General features: G+C 68.3%; 17 protein-coding genes. 5 read left to right on the forward strand and 12 right to left on the reverse strand.

Features of this window, described 5'->3' with window-relative positions; all coding sequences use genetic code 11:
* Positions 1-2 precede the first annotated feature (2 nt).
* The 8 genes from FV560_RS05870 to FV560_RS05905 all read right to left on the reverse strand — a co-directional run bounded on the left by FV560_RS05870 (position 3) and on the right by FV560_RS05905 (position 8114).
* Positions 3-446 (reverse strand): CidA/LrgA family protein, encoded by a 444-nt coding sequence (locus tag FV560_RS05870; RefSeq protein WP_159620442.1) that lies wholly within the window; start codon positions 444-446, stop codon positions 3-5.
* 82 nt (positions 447-528) lie between these two features.
* Positions 529-1140 (reverse strand): MBL fold metallo-hydrolase, encoded by a 612-nt coding sequence (locus FV560_RS05875; protein WP_159620444.1) that lies wholly within the window; start codon positions 1138-1140, stop codon positions 529-531.
* Complete coding sequence (locus FV560_RS05880) at positions 1140-2240, reverse strand: S-(hydroxymethyl)mycothiol dehydrogenase (RefSeq protein ID WP_159620446.1); 1101 nt, start codon at positions 2238-2240, stop codon at positions 1140-1142. Before FV560_RS05880 ends, FV560_RS05875 begins: the two co-directional genes overlap by 1 nt.
* Before the next feature lie 195 nt (positions 2241-2435).
* On the reverse strand, positions 2436-3458 hold the full coding sequence (locus tag FV560_RS05885; protein ID WP_159620447.1) for a LacI family DNA-binding transcriptional regulator: 1023 nt from the start codon (positions 3456-3458) through the stop codon (positions 2436-2438).
* Positions 3455-4300, reverse strand: a complete 846-nt coding sequence (locus FV560_RS05890; RefSeq protein ID WP_159620449.1) for a carbohydrate ABC transporter permease — start codon at positions 4298-4300, stop codon at positions 3455-3457. The genes FV560_RS05885 and FV560_RS05890 overlap by 4 nt, the downstream gene beginning before the upstream one ends.
* Positions 4297-5178 (reverse strand): carbohydrate ABC transporter permease, encoded by an 882-nt coding sequence (locus FV560_RS05895; protein WP_159620451.1) that lies wholly within the window; start codon positions 5176-5178, stop codon positions 4297-4299. Before FV560_RS05895 ends, FV560_RS05890 begins: the two co-directional genes overlap by 4 nt.
* Before the next feature lie 49 nt (positions 5179-5227).
* Entirely contained in the window at positions 5228-6571 is a 1344-nt protein-coding gene (locus FV560_RS05900; RefSeq protein ID WP_159620453.1) for an ABC transporter substrate-binding protein, read from the reverse strand.
* Between the two features lie 19 nt (positions 6572-6590).
* Complete coding sequence (locus FV560_RS05905) at positions 6591-8114, reverse strand: family 43 glycosylhydrolase (RefSeq protein WP_159620455.1); 1524 nt, start codon at positions 8112-8114, stop codon at positions 6591-6593.
* Between the two features lie 491 nt (positions 8115-8605).
* Here FV560_RS05905 and FV560_RS05910 point away from each other — a divergent pair, with 491 nt between their 5' ends.
* Positions 8606-10213, forward strand: a complete 1608-nt coding sequence (locus tag FV560_RS05910) for an HNH endonuclease signature motif containing protein (protein WP_159620457.1) — start codon at positions 8606-8608, stop codon at positions 10211-10213.
* A gap of 144 nt (positions 10214-10357) precedes the next feature.
* On the opposite strand, the gene FV560_RS05915 is transcribed toward FV560_RS05910, so the two are convergent.
* From FV560_RS05915 to FV560_RS05930, 4 genes are all read right to left on the reverse strand, one after another.
* Positions 10358-12505, reverse strand: coding sequence for a glycoside hydrolase family 2 protein (locus tag FV560_RS05915; protein WP_159620459.1), 2148 nt, complete (start codon positions 12503-12505; stop codon positions 10358-10360).
* Between the two features lie 4 nt (positions 12506-12509).
* Positions 12510-13379, reverse strand: a complete 870-nt coding sequence (locus tag FV560_RS05920) for a carbohydrate ABC transporter permease (protein ID WP_159620461.1) — start codon at positions 13377-13379, stop codon at positions 12510-12512.
* Between the two features lie 4 nt (positions 13380-13383).
* Positions 13384-14262 (reverse strand): carbohydrate ABC transporter permease, encoded by an 879-nt coding sequence (locus tag FV560_RS05925; RefSeq protein WP_159620463.1) that lies wholly within the window; start codon positions 14260-14262, stop codon positions 13384-13386.
* A 78-nt stretch (positions 14263-14340) separates the two neighbouring features.
* Positions 14341-15726: an ABC transporter substrate-binding protein gene (locus FV560_RS05930; RefSeq protein ID WP_159620465.1), complete on the reverse strand. Its 1386-nt coding sequence runs from the start codon at positions 15724-15726 to the stop codon at positions 14341-14343.
* A 134-nt stretch (positions 15727-15860) separates the two neighbouring features.
* Between FV560_RS05930 and FV560_RS05935 the strand changes: the two genes are divergently transcribed.
* The 4 genes from FV560_RS05935 (at position 15861) to FV560_RS05950 (ending at position 20199) form a co-directional block, all read left to right on the forward strand.
* Positions 15861-16871: a LacI family DNA-binding transcriptional regulator gene (locus tag FV560_RS05935; protein ID WP_159620467.1), complete on the forward strand. Its 1011-nt coding sequence runs from the start codon at positions 15861-15863 to the stop codon at positions 16869-16871.
* A gap of 80 nt (positions 16872-16951) precedes the next feature.
* Positions 16952-17902: an NAD(P)-dependent alcohol dehydrogenase gene (locus FV560_RS05940; RefSeq protein WP_159620469.1), complete on the forward strand. Its 951-nt coding sequence runs from the start codon at positions 16952-16954 to the stop codon at positions 17900-17902.
* 150 nt (positions 17903-18052) lie between these two features.
* Positions 18053-19120, forward strand: coding sequence for an iron-siderophore ABC transporter substrate-binding protein (locus FV560_RS05945; RefSeq protein ID WP_159620471.1), 1068 nt, complete (start codon positions 18053-18055; stop codon positions 19118-19120).
* A 101-nt stretch (positions 19121-19221) separates the two neighbouring features.
* Positions 19222-20199 carry a FecCD family ABC transporter permease gene (locus FV560_RS05950; protein ID WP_235019954.1) on the forward strand — a complete coding sequence of 326 codons (978 nt, stop codon included), beginning with the start codon at positions 19222-19224 and terminating at the stop codon, positions 20197-20199.
* Positions 20200-20256 lie beyond the last annotated feature (57 nt).

A 20256-nucleotide genomic window follows, 5' to 3' on the forward strand; every position in this document is an offset into this window, starting at 1 on the left:
CGTCACTGGCCCGCCCCCCGCGTGCCGTCCGGTCCCCGCAGCAGCCGCTGGGCGAGCAGGCCGATCCCGATCAGCAGGACGAGGAAGGTCGACACCAGCGCGAGTCCGATCGGCAGCAGATGCTCAGCCACCCGCGCGACACTGCTGGTGATCCCGACCGCCGCAGGCAGGAAGAACAGCTGCAGGTGCCGGTTCGCCGGCCGCGCAACTGTGAGGGTCGACTCCCGCACCACCCGGGCCGCGGTCTGTGTGCCGCGGTGCACCAGCGCGAGCGCCCCCACCGCCAGGATCAGGCCCACCACCGTGCCCGGAAGGCGTAGCCCACTGACGGCGACCAGCACCTCTCCCACCAGCAGGCAGGTGGCGAGCACCACCAGTCCCAGCACCCAGGCGCCGAGGGTGCGCCACCGGCGTCCAGGGGGCGGCTCAGGTGAGCCGCCACTCACGGTGACGTCTCGGCGCAGGGTGAGGGACGCCGTCGTGTGTGGGCCGGTACGGGGAACGGGACTGCCTTCCGGGACGGCGGCCTCACCGGCCCAGGTTCTCCGCCTCCGCGCCGATGGTCGTGTCCTCCCCGTGACCGGTGTGCACCACCGTCTCCTCCGGCAGGGCGAACAGCTTCGCCCGGATCGAGGCCTCGAGCGTGGGCAGGTCCGAGAAGGACCGGCCCGTGGCGCCCGGCCCACCGTTGAAGAGCGTGTCGCCGGTGAAGACACAGCCGAGCTCCGGCGCGTACAGGCACACACCCCCGGGTGCGTGACCCGGGGTGTGCAGCACCTGCAATGTGGTGCCCGCGACCGTGATCTCCTGACCGTCGGCCAGGTTGTCGTCCCACCGGTGGGAGGCCTGGGTGAGTTCCCACAGCGGCTCGTCGTCCGGGTGCAGCCAGATCGGCGCTCCGGTCCGTTCGGCCAGGTCAGGTGCCACGCGCACGTGATCGTCGTGGGCGTGGGTGCACACGATCGCCGTGACCGTCCGCTCACCCACCACGGCCAGGATGTCCTCGACCGAGTGCGGGGCGTCGATCACCACGCACTCGGTGTCGTCCCCGACCACCCAGACGTTGTTGTCGACCTCGAACGTGCCACCATCGAGGCTGAACGTGCCGCTCGTGACGGCGTGGTCCACGCGCGCGGCCATCAGAGCACCACCACCGAACGCAGCACGTCACCATGGTGCATCTTCTCGAACGCGGCCTCCACACCGTCGATGCCGATCTCCTCGGTGACGAAGGCGTCCAGATCAAGCCGCCCCTGCTGGTAGAGGTCGACGAGCATCGGGAAGTCGCGGCTCGGCAGGCAGTCGCCGTACCAGCTGGACTTGAGCGCGCCACCGCGGCCGAAGACGTCAAGAAGCGGGATGTCGGGGACCTGCATGTCCGGGGTGGGAACGCCCACCAACACCACCGTGCCGGCCAGATCACGCGCGTAGAAAGCCTGCTTCCAGGTCTCCGGGCGCCCGACCGCCTCGATCACCACGTCCGCACCCTCAGCACCGGGGTAGGTCGCGGCGCTGATGCGCTTGATGGCCTCCACCGGGTCCTCCTGGGAGGAGTTGACCGTGTGGGTGGCGCCGAGCGACGTCGCCTTCTCGAGCTTGGAGTCGTCGATGTCGACCGCGATGATCGGGCTGGCGCCGGCGAGCGCGGATCCGGCGATCGCGGCGGCACCCACGCCACCGCAACCGATCACGGCGACCGACGTGCCTCGGGTGACGGCGCCGGTGTTGATCGCCGCGCCGATCCCGGCCATCACGCCGCAGCCGAGTAGCCCGACCGCCGCCGGCCGCGCCGACGGATCGACCTTCGTGCACTGGCCCGCCGCCACGAGCGTCTTCTCTGCGAAGGCCCCGATACCCAGTGCTGGGCTCAACTCGGTGCCGTCCTCGAGGGTCATCCTCTGGGTGGCGTTGTGCGTGGCGAAGCAGTACTGCGCCTGACCGCGGTTGCAGGCCCGGCACTGCCCGCACACCGCGCGCCAGTTCAGCACCACGAAGTCACCGGGAGCCACCGAGGTGACACCCTCGCCGACCGCCTCCACCACACCGGCCGCCTCGTGCCCGAGCAGGAACGGGAACTCGTCGTTGATCCCGCCCTCGCGGTAGTGCAGGTCCGTGTGGCACACACCGCACGCCTTGATCGCGACCACGGCTTCACCCGGGCCGGGATCGGGAACGTTGATGGTGACCAGCTCGACCGGAGCGGCCTTGCTCCGTGCGATCACTGCCTTGACTTGCTGCATGCTGCCTCCTGCGACGTGGCTCTTCGGGGCGAGCCTAACGGTCGTGCGGCCACCGGGATACGCATCGCGCTCCGCTCTCACCGGCCCCGACCGACCTTCCGTGACCGGACCCAAGGTTCAGCCTGTGTTGTTGCCTGGACGTTGGGTCCGTGGGTCGGCGGTCTGGGTGGTGGGTGTGCGATCGGGTGGTGGGTGTCAGGCGAGTGAGCGGACCGACTCGCGCACGACCGGTGGGCACGCGATGGTGAGCCGCTCGGACGCCTCAGGTCCGCCGTCGAGGAGAGCACGCACCCCGGCCACACCGAGCTCGTAGTGCGGCAGGGCCACCGTGCTCAAACCCGGGCGCAGGTGCGCGGCGATGATCTCCTGGTTGTCGAACCCGACGACGGAGAGGTCGGCCGGGATCCGCAGGCCACGCTCTCGTAGGCCGTCGTAGAGGCCCATCGCTACCCGGTCGTTGTGACAGCAGACGCCCGTGGCACCGCTGGCGAGTACAGCCTCGACGCTGGCGTACCCGCCTTCCTGGGCGGAGTCGGCATCGAGCACCAGCGCCGGGTCTACCGCGATCCCTGCGTCGGCGAGCGCTGCCCGGTATCCGGCCAGCCGGCCCTCGCGTGCCGGGGAGGGAGTCACAGTGTTGATGAACGCGATGCGCTCGTGGCCGGCGTCGATCAGCAGCTGCGCCGCCGCCCGGCCGCCGTCGAACTCATCAGGGACCACCGCCAGCGGCCCGTCGTCGGCGAAACAGTTCACGAGTACCGTCTCGGCTTCGCTGAGGCCGACCGGCAGCTCGATCTGCCGGTGATACCACGTGGAGTAGAGGATGCCGTGCACCTTGTGCTCGAGCAGCATGGAGATCGCCTGGTTCTCGGCCTCGGCGTTGCCCTCACTGTTGGCCACGAGCAGCACGTAGCCGCGCCGCCACGCCTCCACCTGGGCGCCGTGGATGATCTGGCCGGCGAATGGGGTGGAGGCGATGGCGTCGGCGACGAGCCCGATGAAGCGTGACTGGCCGTGCACCAGATTCTTGGCCAGCGCGTTCGGCCGGTATCCGAGATCCTCGATCGCCTGCAGTACCCGCGCCCGGGTGGCCTCCCCGATCCGGGCGTTCTTCTTCTCGTTCGCCACCAGGGACACTGCCGAGACGGACACCCCGGCCTTGGCAGCGACCTCTTTCAAGGTGACCGGACGCCGTCGGCCCTCGTTCACTGGACTCATCCCTTCGCCGCCCCGCTCTCCAAACCCTGGATCATCGCCTTGTTCAGCACCAGGAACACCAGCATCAGCGGCGTGATCGTCACGCAGACGGCAGCGAAGGTCGCCGTCCAGTCCACGTTGCCCATCGCACCAATGTAGTTCTGCAGGCCCAGGGGAATGGTCTTGAGCCCATCGGAGAGCACGAACGTGTTCGCGAAGATGAAGTCGTTCCAGATGAAGATGCTGTTCACCAGCACGATCGTGACGATCGTGTTCAGCGAGAGCGGGAATGTGATCTGGCCGAAGATCCGGTACGGACCGGCACCGTCGAGCGAGGCCGCCTCATAGGTCTCGCCGGGGATGTAGTGGTAGAAGGCGGAGAACAGGTAGATCGACATCGGCAGCGCGAACCCGGCCAGCGGCACGATCATCGAGGCGTGCGTGTCCAGCAGCCCCACCGAGGCGTAGTCGATGAACAACGGCACCAGTGCGATCTGCACCGGCACGATGATCCCCACCAGGAAGATCGCCCGGACGGCGCCCCGCAGCCGGAAGCCGAGCACCTCCAGAGCGTAGGCCGCCATCATCCCGAGCAGCACGATCAGCACGTTGGCGCCCATGGTCACCGCGAGGCTGTTCAGGATGTTCAGCCCGAGGTTGCCGGTCTCGAACGCCCGCGCGAAGTTGTCCAGCGTCACCTCTCCGGGCAGGGAGAACGGGTTGCTGGAGGCGAAGTCCTGCTCGGTGCGCAGCGCGGTGAGGAACAGCCACGCCAGCGGGTAGACCTGCACGATCACGATGAGCGCGACCGCCACAGTGTTCAGTGCGCGATGCACGTCGAGTCGTTGCCTGCGAGCACTCATGCGTCAGCCCTCCGGCGCAGCAGCATGATGATCAGCCCGACCGCCACCAGGCACTCGATCACGATGAACACCGAGATCGTGCTCGCATACCCGTAGTCGGTGTGGCTGAACGCCGTTTTGTACATGTAGGTGGTCACCAGCTCCGAGGCCTGCCCGGGGCCGCCATTGGTGAGCAGGTACGGGATGTCGAAGCCGCGCAGCGCATACGTGGTGGCCATGATCGTGGTGGTGATCCACACCGGGCGGATGTAGGGGAAGCGGATCTTGGTGAACAACTGCCACCGGCTCGCTCCATCCAGACGAGCAGCCTCCTCGAGCTCCGCGGGTACGGCGATCAGTGCGGCGTAGATGATCAGCATGTACAGGCCCGTGAACCGCCACCCCTCGGGGATGGAGACCGCCGCCAGGACGGTGCCGACATCGGAGAGCCAGGCCCGTTGCAGCCCGTCCAGCCCGATCGCGGCCAGGGCCTGGTTGAACAAACCCACTGGTTCCAGGGCGTACATCCGCTGGAACAGGAATGCGATCGCCACCGTGGAGATGACCGCGGGCAGCAGGTACAGCGTCTTGACCAGCTCACGCCCGCGGCGCAGCCCGATCAGCAGGCTGGCCACCACGAGGGCACCGCCCAGCTGCAGGATCAGGCAGATGGCCAGGTAGCCGAGGGAGTTGACGAAGGCGGTCCAAAAGATGTCGTCCCGGGTGAGCATCCGGACGTAGTTGTCCAGGCCCACGAACTCCATCGCGGTGATGCCGTCCCAGCTGAAGAAGCTCAGTACCAGCGACTGCACGATCGGCACGAGTACCGCGATGCCGTACAGCAGCAGTGGCGGCAGCAGGAAGACGAGAACAGCGGTTCTCGAACGGTGCGGAAGCATGAGGTGTCCTTACCGAACCCGCCGGGGCGCGCAGCTCCGGCGGAGTCAATCACTCGAAGGCAGCGGTGCCGTGCTCGGCGATGGTGGTATCCATGGTGGCGATGAACTCCTCGGGGGTGATCTCGCCCTGCACGAGCAGGGTGAGCTCCTGCTGCAACCGGGAGTTCGAGGTGGGGTCCAGCTGGGTGTCCCACGGCATGGCGCTGAGCTCACCGACGGAGTCGGCTTCGGCGACGGCACGCTCGTACAGTTCCGTGGCGTTGTCCGGGATGGTGGTCTCCACTGTGGTGGTGGGGGACAGCGCCCCGGTCTCGGCGTACAAGGCGGGGTAACGCTCCAGGGCAAAGGCGAGGAAGTCGCGCACCAGTGGGTCGTAGGTGGCCGCGTTCACGGCCATGCCGATTCCCGACGGCGAGACGTACTCGTCCGCGCCCGTCACCGCTCCCGGAGTACTGGGGAGGGTGAAGTAGTCGACGTCGTCACGCACCTCGGCGTTCAGGTTCTCCGTGGCGAGGTTCGCCAGCTCCCAGGTGCCGATGTTGTAGACGGCGGCGCGGCCCGAGGTGAAGGCGGCCTGCGCGTCTGCGTACCCGGTGGAGGAGAAGCCCTCACCGAAGCACTCCGCCTCTCCGAGTGAGGCCATCCACTCGACGGCGGCCCGCCCGTCCTCGCTGTCCAGCTGAGCTTCGCCTCGCTTGAGGTCGCGCACGAAATCGTTGCCGGAGGTACGGAACGGGTAGTAGGCCATGTACCGCTCGAGCGGCCACTGGTCCTGCCCGTCCAGTGCGATCGGGGTGATACCGGCCTCGCGCAGACCGCGGCACAGCTGCGGGAAGTCGTCGAGCGTCTCAGGCACCTGCACCCCGGCCCCATCCAAGAGCGCCGTGTTGTACCAGAACAGCTCCACCTGGAACTCGAACGGGATCATGTGCAGCGAGCCGTCGTCGAAACGCTGATAGTTCAGGGCCGCCGGCCGGTAGTCCTCATACAGACCCAGGTCGGTCAGCAGCGCCTCGGCATCCATCATCCGGCCCTGCTCGGCCAGCGTGGCCGCGAACGGGGTGGCGTCGATATCGAAAAGTTCAGGTAGCTCGTTCGCTGCCGCGAGGGTCTCCAACCGCTGGATGTAGGAGGGCCGGTCCGGGGTGGAGATGAGGTTGAGTGAGAATCCCGGGTGCTCGGCGGCGTAGTCGGCGGCGATCTGCTCTATCGTGGTGATCACGCCGCCGTCGGCCGGGCGGGAGAGCAGCCAGGAGATCTCCCGGGCCTCGATCTCACCCTCGGGGTTGACGTTGGTGGGGTCGGTTTCGCCGGGACCGCCGCCAGAGCATCCGGCGAGCAGCAGGGCGGCGGCGGTAGTAGCGGCGAAGGCCGCGCCTCGGATTCGGTTCATGGTCGTCTCCTTTGATCGATCAGGGATGGGCGGGGGAGAGGGGGTGTTCGTGAGATGCGGGAACAGGGCTTGCCGTTGTGACCTGCAGATCGGTCACCGTCACCGTGCAGTCGGCCGCGAAGATGCCGAGATGGTCACCCCAGGACCGGTACATCCTGGTGCTGACGGTCACCTCGCGGTCCAGGGTCGCCATGCAGATGTCCTCGTCCAGGATGATCTCCAGCGTGTGGCGTCCCGGAGCCAGAGTGCAGGGGCGTTCGAGCTCGATCGCGTGCGGTACGTCGCCGGAGATCTGCCACTGCTCCGTTCCGGTGGTCCGGCGGGGCCAGCGGTCGACGACCATTCGGCCGCGGCCTGGTTCGAGCCGGAGGACGTGTGCCTGGTCGCCGTCGGCACTGGCGCGCAGGAGGACGCCGCACTCGCCGGTGGCGAGGGTTTCCGCTTCCGGGATGTCGAGATCGAGCCGGATCCGGCACGTCGCCGGCAGGGGCGCCGAGGTCAGCACGGCTTGGTAGCCGTCCAGGCGACCCACGGTCGCCCAGACCGCTGTGGAGTCGGGGTCGACTGCAGCACCGAGATCAGCCGCGGTGCCGAGGCCGACCGGGTGATCGGTGCCGAAGGCGGCCGATACCTCGGCCGGTGGGGCGAAGGTGAGGGTGCCGTCGGCGCCTTGATGCGCTTCCAGCACAGCGAGCGTTCCTGCCCATTCCCAGGGGCCGTCGTCGTGGGCTCCTTCGCGGGTGGCGATCCACCCGAAGAAGAAGCGGCGCCCGTCCCGTGCGGCGGACTTGGCGGCGTAGAAGGCGCGGCCGTCGAGGGAGTCGTGTGCAGGGGCGAGCCAGGGGCCGTCCAGGCTGCGCGCCATCCGGTACTTCGTGGCGAAGGAGTCCGAGAACTCGGAGTAGACCAGGTACCACCAATCGCCCCAGCGGAAGACGTCCGGGCACTCGTGGGCGATGTGGCGGCCCGGGTCCCACAGTGGGGTGGTCGGGTGCCACGTGCTCAGGTCGGTTGAGGTGAGCTGGGCGAGTACACCGCGGCGACGGTCGGGACCGTCGATGTGGCGGGCCGTGACGATCATGCGCCACTGGCCGTTGTCCTCGTCCCGGAAGACGAACGGATCGCGCCAGTCGCCGCTCTCGTAGCCCGCTGTCGCACCGAAGGTGTCCTCGCTGCACTTGGCCCAGGTGCGCTGACCGTCAGTGCTGATGGCGTGCATCACGAGCTGCAGCGGGCGGCCGTCCGGTCCGAGCCGACTGGGATTCTGGCCGGTGTAGAAGAGGTGGTCGGTGCCGGCGTGATCGGTGACGACGCTGCCGGTGTAGACATTGAAGTCCGGGGCGTCCGGACCGCCGGACGGGATGGCCTCGCCGTGCTCGGTGTAGTTCGCGAGGTCCCGGGTGGTGACCAGGTGCCAGGGCATCCCTTCGGCGGGGGAGCGGCGGGTCTCGTGCAGGTAGTACAGCCGGAACTCGCCGTCGCGTTCGACGGGGATGACGTCTCCGACCCAGGCGCGGTCTGGGCGGAAGAAGGGGTTCGACACACGAAGCCTCTCTGCTCGATGCGGTGATCAATCGCTTGATCTTCATGATCAAACGCTTGAGCAGACCGTAGCAGGGACGGGTGGTGCTCGGCAAGAGGTGGGCGAACTGCATGGCTGACCGGCCTGCCGCTCGTCATTCGGCGGCGGCCCATCCGGTCACCGGCCCATCTGGTCGAATCTGTTCAGCTGCGATGGCAACCGGCCGTCGAGGGCTGTGAACAGTGAGGGCGCGGCAGGCGAGGTCACCTGGTTCCCCGCCCTCCTCGTCGCCTCCTATCCACAACGAGGCGCCCGATGTGGCCCCGCCGCAGGGTCGAGGCACGCTCCCGAGGCGCCTCACCCACAGGCGCATCCCCGATGTGCCGTCGTCCACAACCCTCAACCAGGTTTTTCGTTGCAATACCAACGAATACTCTTGACGACTACGAACGTACGTTCTAAACTGTGGAGTAGGCAGAGCACCCAGTATCGGGAACCGTGAGGAGGCGGGAATGAGCAGCACAACCCACATGGGCACCAACCCCGCCGACACCGTCCGAGAAGCCCTGGGGCAACATCTGACCGACGGTGATGCCCCCGGGCAGCTCGCCGTCGTGAGCGCCCTACTCGATGACGTGCTCGCCATCGATCTGCGCCAGGTGCCCTCAGCGGTGCTGCCCGACGTCGTCAGCGAGCTGGAGCAGACCCGGCGACGCCTGGACGCCCTCACCACCGCGACTATGTCCTCGGTCGAAGCCGACGGAACCTGGGCGGTCAGTGGTGCGCGGACGATGGCGTCCTGGTGGTCGAATGCCACCAGCACCCACGGCGGGAAGGCACGGAGCCAGGTGCACCTGTCCCGCACCCTGCGTGACCACCTACCGGCCACCGAGACGGCCCTCGCTGCGGGGGTCATCAGTAGTGATCACGCTGCCGCACTGGCCCGGCACGCCACCACCACAGACGCCCTGCGCGAACGCCTGGCCGACGCCGAAGTCGGGGAGCAGTTCCTCCTAGAGCAGGCGCGGGTGCTGGACGCGGACTCCTTCACTCGGTTAGTCAAGACCTGGGCGATCCGGGCCGACCCCGACGCCGCCGACCGGAACTGGCGTGAAGACTCCGGCAAGGAGCACTTCTTCGTCTCTGCCACCACCGCAGGACGCCGCCTCGACGGATGGCTGGACCACACCAACGGCCAGATCGTGGAGCAGGCCTTCGCCGCGGTCACCGGGGTGCCATCAGCTGATGATGACCGCACCCCGTCCCAGCGCAACGCCCACGCCCTGGTCACGATGGCCCGGTACGTCCTCGACACCGGTGAGTTCCAACCCTCAGCACGGGTCCGCCCCCACCTCCTCGTCCACGTCCCCGCCGACACGTTGCACCGGCTGACCACCACACCGGTCCCAGTTCCAGATCACCATCGCCCCCGCTGCACCTGCCACCACCACACTGGTGCGGGCGGCGCAACCCACGCGGGCGCAGCGGACAGCACCGGCGGGTGCGAGCCGGTTGAGCCGGGACCGCGCGGGACCGCCCCCGCACTTCCCGGACTGGGCGACACGACCGGTCATGCTCCCGGGTGCCCGGCCGACCCGACCGCACCAGTGATCAGCTCAACCATTGACCCGCAGCACCTGACCGGTGCCGAACCCGCCACCCTGGCCGACGGCACCCCGATCAGCCACACCGCACTCGCCCACCTGACCTGTGATGCCGAGTTCACCAGGGTTATCCTCCACCCCGACGGCCAGATTCTCGATGTCGGCCGTGCTCAGCGCCTGCACACTGCTGCCCAGACCAGAGCGATCTGGGCACGCGACCAGTCCTGCCAGCACCCGGGGTGCACCGCACCACCCGGCATCGGGGAGATCCACCACAGCATCTGGTGGTCCCGAGGCGGCCACACCAACACCCACCACGGCATCCTGCTCTGCTGGTACCACCACCGGCTGGTCCACCAACGCGACATCACCATCACCAGACATCAGAACCACTGGCACTTCACCAAGCAGGGTGGGCGACCCATCACCTACCACCACCCGCCACCCTGCGAGAGACCAGCTATCTCACCAGAACTGTCAGATCCGCCGGACAGGCCAGCCATCTCACGAGAGTGACCGGGGAGTCGCGCGGTGACATGAGCGCGCGTCGGCGAGATCACCACCGCCGGCACGACCACCCTCGCCGCTCGGTCGGTGATCGCGTACACCGCGCCGTGGGCTGACGGTCTGGGCAGCCGTTCGCCGGGGTGGCGTAGAGGCTCAGCCCTCCCTCGCACCGCGCCGGTTCAGTTCCTCCACCTCAGCGGCGTCGACGAACGTGCGGGCCACCTCCAGCCCGGAAGTGTCCTCGAGCCAGAGCAGCAGTCGAGCTGGTCCACCGGGCGGGAGCACGGTCACCGACACCGCATCGGTCACCACGAATGGCACCGCGGTCACCGGCACGGTCCGTTCCACTGCCTGAGCATCGATCGCCCCGTGCGCACCGAGTCCGGATTCAGGGCCGCTCCCATCGGGCACGCGTGTCGGCCGGCCGGCCGGTGCCCACGCTGCACACACCCGCCCGGTCACCGGCGCTGACCCGTGCTGGGATACCCGCACACCCAGGGTGAGGTCCGCCGTCGGGACCTCGATATCGGCACCGGCACGCAACGGCACGAGGTCCACGATCAGCACCGTATCGGCGTTCACGTCGGCCGGGCAGAGCCCGCCCCAGTCCTTCGGATTCCGCCACGCGTCGAGCAGCCCGGCCATCTCGTGCTCCACATCGGTGAGCTCGGTGTAGACGTACCCGGAGAACCGGTCGTGCCGGCGCATCTCCTGGGTCTGCCAGCGCAGGTGCCACGCCCGCTCCAGGCTGGTGAACCCCTCGCCGTACTCGCTGTTCAAGATCGGCAGGTCCCGCGGTACGTCAGCGGAGGCGTAGAAGGACTTGTCCACCACGAAGTCCGGGCCGAGCCGCACCGGGAAGTTGTCCCGCGCACCAGTTGCGAACGCTGCCATCGCGTCCGCCCAGGCACCCGGATCCGGCTCGTAGTAGTGCCAGTCCACCAGGTCGGTCTTCACATGCGCCCACCCGGAGTTCTCCACGATCGGGCGGCTCCGGTCCAGTGCCGCGAGCAGGTCGTAGGCACGCTCCGCGGCGGCGGCGCGATCGGTGCTGCCGGGGATGTCCCAGTCCAGCCCCCACTCCTCGTTGTACAGTCCCCAGATGACGATCGAGGGGTGGTTACCGTCGCGGATGACCATCGGCTCGATCTGCGCCTCGAACGCCGACACGGCCTCGGCGGAGTACCGGCTCGGGCACGCGGGTTCGGCCCAGATCAGCATCCCCAGCTCGTCGGCGTGGTGTAGCCAGCGTGGGTCCTCGAGCTTGAGGTGCTTGCGCACCAGGGTGTACCCGAGCTCGCGCGCCAGGTCCAGATCGCGCAGCAGTGCTGCTTCGTCCGGGGCGGTGAGCCCGCTACTGGGCCAGTACCCCTGGTCCAGCACCCCGCGCACGGCGATCCGTTCCCCGTTCAGGAACAGATGCTCCCCACGGGTCTCGATGGTGCGCAGCCCGGTGGTGAGCACCACACGGTCCGCTGCTGCGCCGTCGGGATCGGTGACCACCTGCACGCGATACAGATGCGGGTCCTGTGGGGACCACTCCCGCGGACGTTCGATCTCGATCCGCCCCTGCGCGTGCCCGACGGCGTCCGTCACCAGCCGTAGCGATTCGCCCGTGCCCAGCACGGTCACCGCCACGCCCGTGCCCGACGGTGCGTCCCCGGCCAGCTGCACCGTCACGTCGATGCCGGTGCGGGAGTCGCCGCGGAGCGTGACCTGGTCGGCGTAAGTGCGCCCGCGGGCCTCCAGCCACACGCTCTGCCAGATTCCGGAGGTGGGAGTGAAGCACACGCCGTCGTAATCGTCGCGGGGGATCGACCGCTGCTTACCGTGCGCGATGGCGCGCTTGTCGGCCGGTGCGTGCACCTCGACGGTGAGCTCCACCGTCGTGCCGGGGGCCACATGCTCGGTGACGTCCACCTCGAACGAGATATACCCGCCGGTGTGCTCGGCCACAAGCGCCCCGTCGATCAGGATCCGGGCGTGGTGGTGCACCCCGCCGAAACACAGCACGGTCCGCGCCCCGGACCAGTCGGCCGGCACCGTGACCGAGCGCCGGTAGGTGCTGTGCTCGAGCCAGGTGCGCCCGATCCCGGATGCGGGGGTCTCCCACGCGAACGGGACGGTGATGGTGGCCTGCCCCTCGGCCCAGGTGAAGTCCCAGGCGCCGTCCAGGGACTGCCACCGTGCGGAGCGATCCCGGTCCGGCCGGGGGTAGCTCGGGTATGGCACGTCGGTCGTGTCGCTCCCCGCAGTGGTGGGGGCAGGTGTGGCCGGTGTCTTGGTGGTCGCTGTCTTCATGGGGTCAGCCCTTCACGCTGCCGGCGAGGATGCCGTTGATGAAGTGCCGCTGCAGGGCGATGAAGAGCACCAGCAGGGGCACGAGTGCGACGGAGCTCGCGGCGAGCAGCTCCCCGGTGACGGTGGCGTAGTCGGCGCCGATCCGGTTGCCGGTGATGTTCTGCGCAAGAGTGGACAGCACCACCTGCAGGGTGGCCATCCGCTCCGAGGACGCCACGATCACCGGCCAGACGAAGTCGTTGTAGATGTTCATGATGGTCAGCACTGCGAGCCCGGCCAGGCCCGGGCGGATCACAGGCAGCACGATCCGGGTGAAGATCCCGAACTCCCCGCACCCGTCGACCCGGGCGGCGTCCAACAGCTCGTCTGGCACTGCGGCGATTACCTGCCGCATCCAGAAGATCGCGAAGGCGTCCACCGCACCGGGCAAAATGAGCGCCTGATAGGTGTTCACCCAGCCGAGCAGCTTCATCTCCAGCAGCAGCGGCACGATCAGCACGATCGTGGGCAGCATCAGGGTGATCAGCACCGCACCGAAGATGAGATTCTTGCCCACGAACGAGTACTTCGCGAAGGCATAGGCGGCCAAAGGTGCGAAGAACAACGTGATCGTGCCCTTGGTGACCAGCACAATGCCGGTATTGAAGAAGCCGCGGCCGATCGGCACGTCCTCGAACATGGCGGTGAAGTTCGCCAGCGTGAACGTGCTCGGGTCGAACGTCAGCGGGGCGCTGATGATCGACGGCGCGGGTTTGAATGCCGAGAGCAGCGCCCACACCACCGGGGCGAGGAAGGCGAGCGTGAGCACGATCAGGAACAGGTAGGAGCCGACGGCGGGGCGCTCGCGGCGCCGGGGCGCGAGAGTGGAAGTCATCGAATCAGTCCTTCGCTCGCAACAACCGCACGAACACCAGCGACAGCACCATCACCAGCAGCACCAGGAGGAACGAGTTCGCGGCCCCGGTGCCCAGGTCGGCTCGGGTGATGTGGTTGTAGAGGTAGTAGCCGGCAGTGGTGGTGGAGGAGTACGGCCCGCCCTGGGTCACCACGAACGGTTCGGCGAACATCTGGAACACCGCTAGCGTCTGCAGCACCACCGCGAACATGATCGTGCGCCGCAGCAGGGGAGCAGTGATCGCAGTGAGCTGGCGACGCCGGGACGCGCCATCGATCGACGCGGCTTCATAGAGCGTGCCGTCGATCGACTGCAGCCCGGAGAGCAGGATGATGATGATGAAACCGGTGGTCTTCCAGATGAACAGCAGCGCCAGGGTGGGCTTCGCCCAGACCGTGGTGGTGAGCCAGCCGATGTCGGGCAACCCGAGCAGGTTGAGCGCCCCGTTCACCGCCCCGTACTGGGTGTCGAAGACCACCACCCAGATCTGCGCGACCGCCACCAGCGGTGTCACGAACGGCACGATGAAAGCCACCCGGAAGAAGCCGCGCAGCCGGATCCGGGCCGAGTTCAGCAGCACGGCGGCGAGCAGGGCGATCACCAGCTGGGCGGGAATGATCAGCACCCACAGGATCCCCGAGTTCGCCAGCGAGCTCCAGAATGCCGAGCTCGTGAGCAGGTAGGTGTAGTTTTCCCACCCCACCCACTCCGCGGCTCCGCTGCCGCGCCAGCTGGTGAAGCTCAGCCGGGCGGTGAAGAAGAGCGGGTACACGCTGAACGCGGCGAAGATCGCCACGAAGGGGAGCACGAACACGTACGGTGCGAGCCGCCGTCGGGTGCGCGCGGCCGTCAGTGCCGCCATGGCTACTGTCCTCTCTGTGCCGGATTGGCCCGACGGCGTCCCACACCCTGGTGGGGCGCCGTCGGGTGCGGTGGTGGGTTACTGACGGTCGATCAGGTTGGTCTGGATCGCCTCACTCGAGGAGGCGAGCACCTCCTGGGGTGACAGGTCGTCGTCATACATGCGCTGCAGGTCGTTGCCCAGGTACTCCACAGCGCCGGCCCACCAGGACGGCGTCGGCACAGTGCCGGGGATCTGCTCGCCCGCCTCGGTGGCCACGGCCCACAGGTCCTGCCCGCCGAGTGCTTCCACCGGGGCGAACAGCGGCTCGCTCGGGTCGGCGGCCGGGGCGTAACTGGGGATGGAAGTGTTCAACCCGTCCGGGTAGACCTCGCTCGGACCCCACACAGACGTGTACCCGGCCTCGTCGAACATGAGGAACTCGTAGAACAGCCATGCCAGGTCGGCGTTCTCACTCTCGCTGGGCAGGACGAAGGAGGACCCGCCCATCACCCCGCTGCGGGCGCCGCCGTCCTCCCAGGCGGGCAACGGCATGGCGCGCCAGTCCCCGGAGGTCTCCGGGAGCAGCTGTTGCGGCGCGAAGTCGAACCAGATCGCCCAGGGGTAGAACACCTGGTTGCCGTTCTCCAGTTCGGCGATGTCGGTCGGGTCCAGGTACTCGGCTCGAGTGCCCAGCCCCTCGGACTGCACGGTGTCGAGGAAGGTGAGGATCTGTTCGTACTCGGGGGAGTCCAGGCGGAGCTCGCCGTCGGCGTCAGCAATCGAGGTGCCGAGCTGGCTGGCGAACATTTCGAGTTGGAGTTGGGCCAGGAACGGGGACTGCTCCAGGTGGATGGGTGCTGAGCCGGGTACGGCGTCGGCGTAGTCGCGTGCGGCAGCGAGCAGATCGTCGTAGGTCTCGATCGTGGTCGCGTCGACCCCGGCGTCCTCGAGCGCGGCGGCGTTGTAGTAAAGCAGACCGGGGTTGGAGTCGAACGGGACGCCGAAGATCCCCTCGGTGGTGGAGTTCACGTCTACCTTGTACTCGGCGATCTCGCCGAGATAGGGCTCGAGCACACCGTCCAAGTTCCAGAGGAAGTCGGCGTACCCGGCCACCCGGGCGTCGTCCAGGAAGACCCCGTCCGGTACCTCGGTCCCGGTGATCAGGGTGTTCTGCAACTTGGCGTCGATGTCGACGGCCTCGTGGTGCACCACGATGTCCGGGTAGCGCTCGTTGAAGGCGGGGATGGCCGCCTCGAAGACCTCGAACAGGTCGCCCGAGCGGTCCCAGATGGTGATCTCGCCTTCGGGGGAGTCCGGCGCGACGAGCTGGTTCTCTGCGGGCGGCTCGGAGGAGCCGGGGCCGGTGGTGGGCCCCTCGTCGGAGGTGATCTCCGGACCGCACGCGGCGAGGCCGAGGGCGGTCGCAGCAGCGATCCCGATGACGGCGGTCCGTCGTCGGGCGTTGAGATGTGGATGGCGCATGACACTCCCTTGTGGATGGGCCCGACGGCGGCGACGGGCGACGTGTTTGCCAACGTATGCAAAAGCGTACGACGAGATGTGCACACGTTGCAAACGATAGGGTGGTCACGATCGGACAACGAAGGGCGGGTGTGATGGCGACGACGCTGCGGGACGTGGCCGAACGGGCGCAGGTCTCGGTCCGGACGGTCTCCAACGTGGTGGCCGGCTACGAGCATGTCAGCGCCCGGATGCGCGAACGGGTGGAGCGGGCAATCGCCGAACTCGACTACCGACCGAACCCGGTGGCGCGCACACTGCGGACGGGGCGCACCGGGGTGCTGGCGCTGATCGTCCCCGAGATCGCCGTGCCCTACTTCAGCGAGCTCGCGCGGGAGGTGATCGACGCTGCCGCCACACATGGCTACCGGGTGATGATCGACCAGACCGGGCACGACCACGAGCGCGAGCGCGAGCTGCTCACCGGGGGTGGGCGGACCATGCTCTTCGACGGCGTCCTGTTCAGTCCGCTGGTGACCAAGTCCGAGCTGCTGGAGATGAAAGGGGAGACCGGCGCCCCGCTGGTGCTACTGGGCGAGCATGAGTTCGACGGCCGGTTCGACCACGTGGCGATCGACAACTACGCGGCTGCGCGGGACGCCGTCGGGCATCTGCTGAAGGTAGGACGGCGGCGTATCGCCGCGATCGGTGCCCAGCCGCAGGAGGAGTACGCCACGCCTCAGCTGCGCTCGGCGGGGTACCAGGCGGCGCTGGAGGAGGCCGGGATCGCGGTGGACGCGTCGCTCATCCATGCAGCGGGCAGCTATACCCGGGCCGGCGGCTACGCGGCAGCGCAGGATCTCCTCGCCCTGGACGAGCGACCGGACGCGCTCTTCTGCTACTCCGACCTGCTCGCGATCGGGGCGATGCGCGCGGTCTTCGACGCCGGTCTTCGGGTGCCCGAGGATGTCGCAGTGATCGGCATCGACGACGTGGACGAGGGCCGGTACGCGCGCCCGTCCCTGAGCACGGTCGCGCTGGACATCCCGTTCATCGCCCACGAGGCGGTGGCCCGGCTGGTGGCCCGGATCGAGGATCCGGAGGCGGCCGCGCGTGAAGTGGTTGTCCCGCACCGGCTGCAGGTCCGCGAGAGCACGGGCGGCTAGCTCGGGCGCCGCACGGCTTGCCTGCCGCGCCGACGGATAGACTGTTCGCGGTCCAGCCGCCCATACCAGGAGCAATCACCGTGCGAGCCGTCGTTTATGACCGGTACGGCCCACCGGAGGTGCTGCGCTTGGTGGACCTGCCCCGTCCCGAACCGGCGCACGGTCAGGTGCTCGTGCGAGTGCGTGCCACCTCGGTGAACCTGTCCGATTACGAGACTCTTCGTGGCAAACCGCTGTACTCGAGAATCGGCGGCCTACGGCGACCGGCCCGTTCGGTGCTGGGCTCGGATATCGCGGGCGAGGTCGAGGCGGTCGGCCCCGGGGTCCAGGATCTTCGGCCCGGAGATCGTGTCTATGGCGACAACCTCATGCTCAAGGGCGGTTTCGCCGAGTTCGCTGTGGCGCCGGAACGGGTGCTGACCCCCATACCCGATGGGCTCACCTTTGCCCAGGCGGCCTCGATCCCGCAGGCCGGGGTGATCGCCGCCATCGGTACTGCGCGTGTGGAGCGGGGAATGCGCGTGCTGATCAACGGAGCGGGTGGCGGCTCGGGGATGTTCGCCATTCAGCTCGCGAAGGAGGCCGGAGCGCACGTGACGGGGGTGGACAATGCGGCGAAGGGCGAGTTCATGCGATCCCTGGGTGTCGATGTAGTCATCGACTACCGGACGCAGGACTACACCCGTTCGGGTCGCTACGACGTGGTGCTCGACATGGTGGCTCACCGCTCGATCCTGGCCCGATCCCGAGCAGTGGCCCGCGGCGGGTCCTATCAGTGTGTCGGCGGTTCGGTGCCCGCGGTACTCGGTGCCGTGATCTGGGGTGGCCTGCTTGGCGCCGTGACCCACCGATCGATCGGGATGGCGATGGCCACCGGTGGTCCGGACGAGTTCCGCCCGGTCGCGGACCGCGTCCTCTCCGGAGCCCTGACCGTGCACATCGATCGGACAGTCTCTCTGCCGGAAGTCCCCGAAGCGCTCCGGTATTCCGGCGAGGGGCGCGCACTGGGGAAGGTCGTCGTCACGCCCTGAGGGGGTGCTCGAACGTGCCCGGATCGCCTTCTCCGGGGTGTGACGAAATAGGCGCGGTGCGTTTTGCATAAAGGGGCCTGGTCTCGCTAGGTTGGTTAGGCACGCCTCACCTGGAGTGCCAGTTCCGCACCCTCTTGCCGGAAGGACCCCATGTTCCGCACGACTCGCCGCGCTGCCGTCGCGGTCGCCGCCTTCGCCGCACTCGGCCTGGCCGGCTGCTCCGCCCCTGCCGACTCCTCCGAAAACACCGACGCCACGGAGTCCGCTGACGCGACGGAGGGCTCCGGCTCCGAGAGCGACTGGAGCACGGTCACCATCGAGCACGCCCTCGGCACCACCACCATCGAGGAGCAGCCCGAGCGGGTCGCCGCGATCGGCTGGGCCAATCACGAGGTGGCGCTCGCCCTGGGCATCGTCCCGGTGGGTATGCCGATCACCGCCTGGGGTGACGATGACGGCAACGGCGTGCACCCGTGGGTCGAGTCCAAGCTGGACGACCTGGGTGCAGACATGCCGGTGCTCTACGACGAGACCGACGGCATCGACTTCGAGGCCGTTGCCGATTCCGACCCCGATGTGATTCTCGCCGCCTACTCGGGCCTGTCTCAGGACGACTACGACACGCTCACCGAGATCGCGCCGGTCGTGGCCTACCCGGAGTCCGCGTGGGGTACGCCGTGGCGCGAGATCGTCCGCGTGAACGCCACCGGCCTGGGCATGGCCGAGGAGGGTGAGGGGCTGGTCACCGAGATCGAGGACAAGATCGAGGCCGCCGTCGCCGAGCACCCCGAGCTCGAGGGTGCCACCGCGATGATGGTCACCCACGTCGATCCCTCGGACCTGAGCGAGATCAGCTTCTACAACGCCTACGACACCCGCACCCAGTTCTTCGAGGATCTGGGCATGACGATCCCGGCCAGCCTCGTCGAGGTCTCCACCGACCCCACGGTGTGGAACGGCAGCGTCAGCACCGAGCAGGCCGACATCTTCAACGACGTCGACATTTTCGTCACCTACGGCGGCCAGGAGCTCATCGACGCTCTCGAAGCCGACCCGCTGCTGTCCCAGTTGCCTGCCGTGGCCAACGACGCGGTCGTGAACCTTCCCGGCGACGCCCCGCTGGGCACCGCCGCGAACCCCACGCCCTTGCAGGTGCTCGAATCGGATCTGGTCGAGCAGTACGTCGAGCTGCTGGCTGACGCCGCCGCGAACGGCTGACCACGCCCGAGACCGGCTGAGGAGTCCCGATCACCAGCGCCACCTCCACCGCACCCGCCGCGAACGCTGCTCTCACGCTGCAGCGCTCGCGGCGGGTGCGCGTGCTCGCCCTGCTGACCCTGACGGTGGCGCTGCTGGTGATCATGGTCGTGTCCGTCTCGTTCGGGTCGCGTGAGGTGGGCCTGGACGACATCCTCGCCGCACTCGCGGGTTCGACCGACGGGTTCGATCACGGCGCTGTCGCCCGCCGGATCCCGCGCACCTGGATGGCGGTGATCGCCGGTGCCGGGCTCGCGGTCTCCGGGGCTGTGATGCAAGGTGTCACCCGCAACCCGCTCGCCGATCCCGGCATCCTGGGCGTCACCACCGGCGCCTCGCTCGCGGTGGTGATCGGCCTCGCCTGGTTCGGTCTGGCCTCGGCGACGTCCTACATCCTCGTCGCGATCATCGGAGCCGGCGCCACGGCCACGTTCGTCTACATCGTCGGCTCCCTCGGGCGTGACGGAGCCACGCCCCTGAAGCTGGCGCTCGCCGGAGCAGCCACTGCGGCCGCGCTGTCATCCTTCGTCACCGCCGTCGTGCTGCCTCGCCAAGACATCGCCGAAGGAGCAGTGTCCTGGCAGATCGGCGGCGTCGGTGGCGCAACAGCGGCATCGATCAGCACCGTGGGCCCGTTCCTCGCGGTCGGGTTCGCCATCTGCCTGCTCATGGCGAAGGGGCTGAACACCCTCGCTCTCGGCGACGAGCTGGCCGCCGGACTGGGGGAGCGGGTGGGTCGCACCCGGGCCATCGCAGCGTTCGGTGCGGTGGTGCTGGCAGGTGCCGTGACTGCCGTCACCGGGCCGATCGCCTTCGTCGGACTGGTCGTCCCGCACGTCTGTCGCCTCGTGGCCGGTCCCGACCACCGCTGGCTGCTGCCTCTGAGCGCACTCGGCGGCGGCATCTTGCTCACTGCTGCGGATGTGCTCGGCCGGGTCGTCGCCCGCCCCGAGGAGATCGACGTCGCGATCATCACCGCGATCATCGGTGCACCGGTATTCATCGCGATCGTGCGCCGACACAAGGTGCGTGCCCTGTGAGTATCGTCCGCACCCGCCCGCACGAGAGCGCCGAGAGTTCACCCCATCGGGCCGGCG

Origin of the sequence: Ruania rhizosphaerae, assembly GCF_009805705.1 — a bacterium.
GTDB classification, from domain to species: Bacteria; Actinomycetota; Actinomycetes; order Actinomycetales; family Beutenbergiaceae; genus Ruania; species Ruania rhizosphaerae.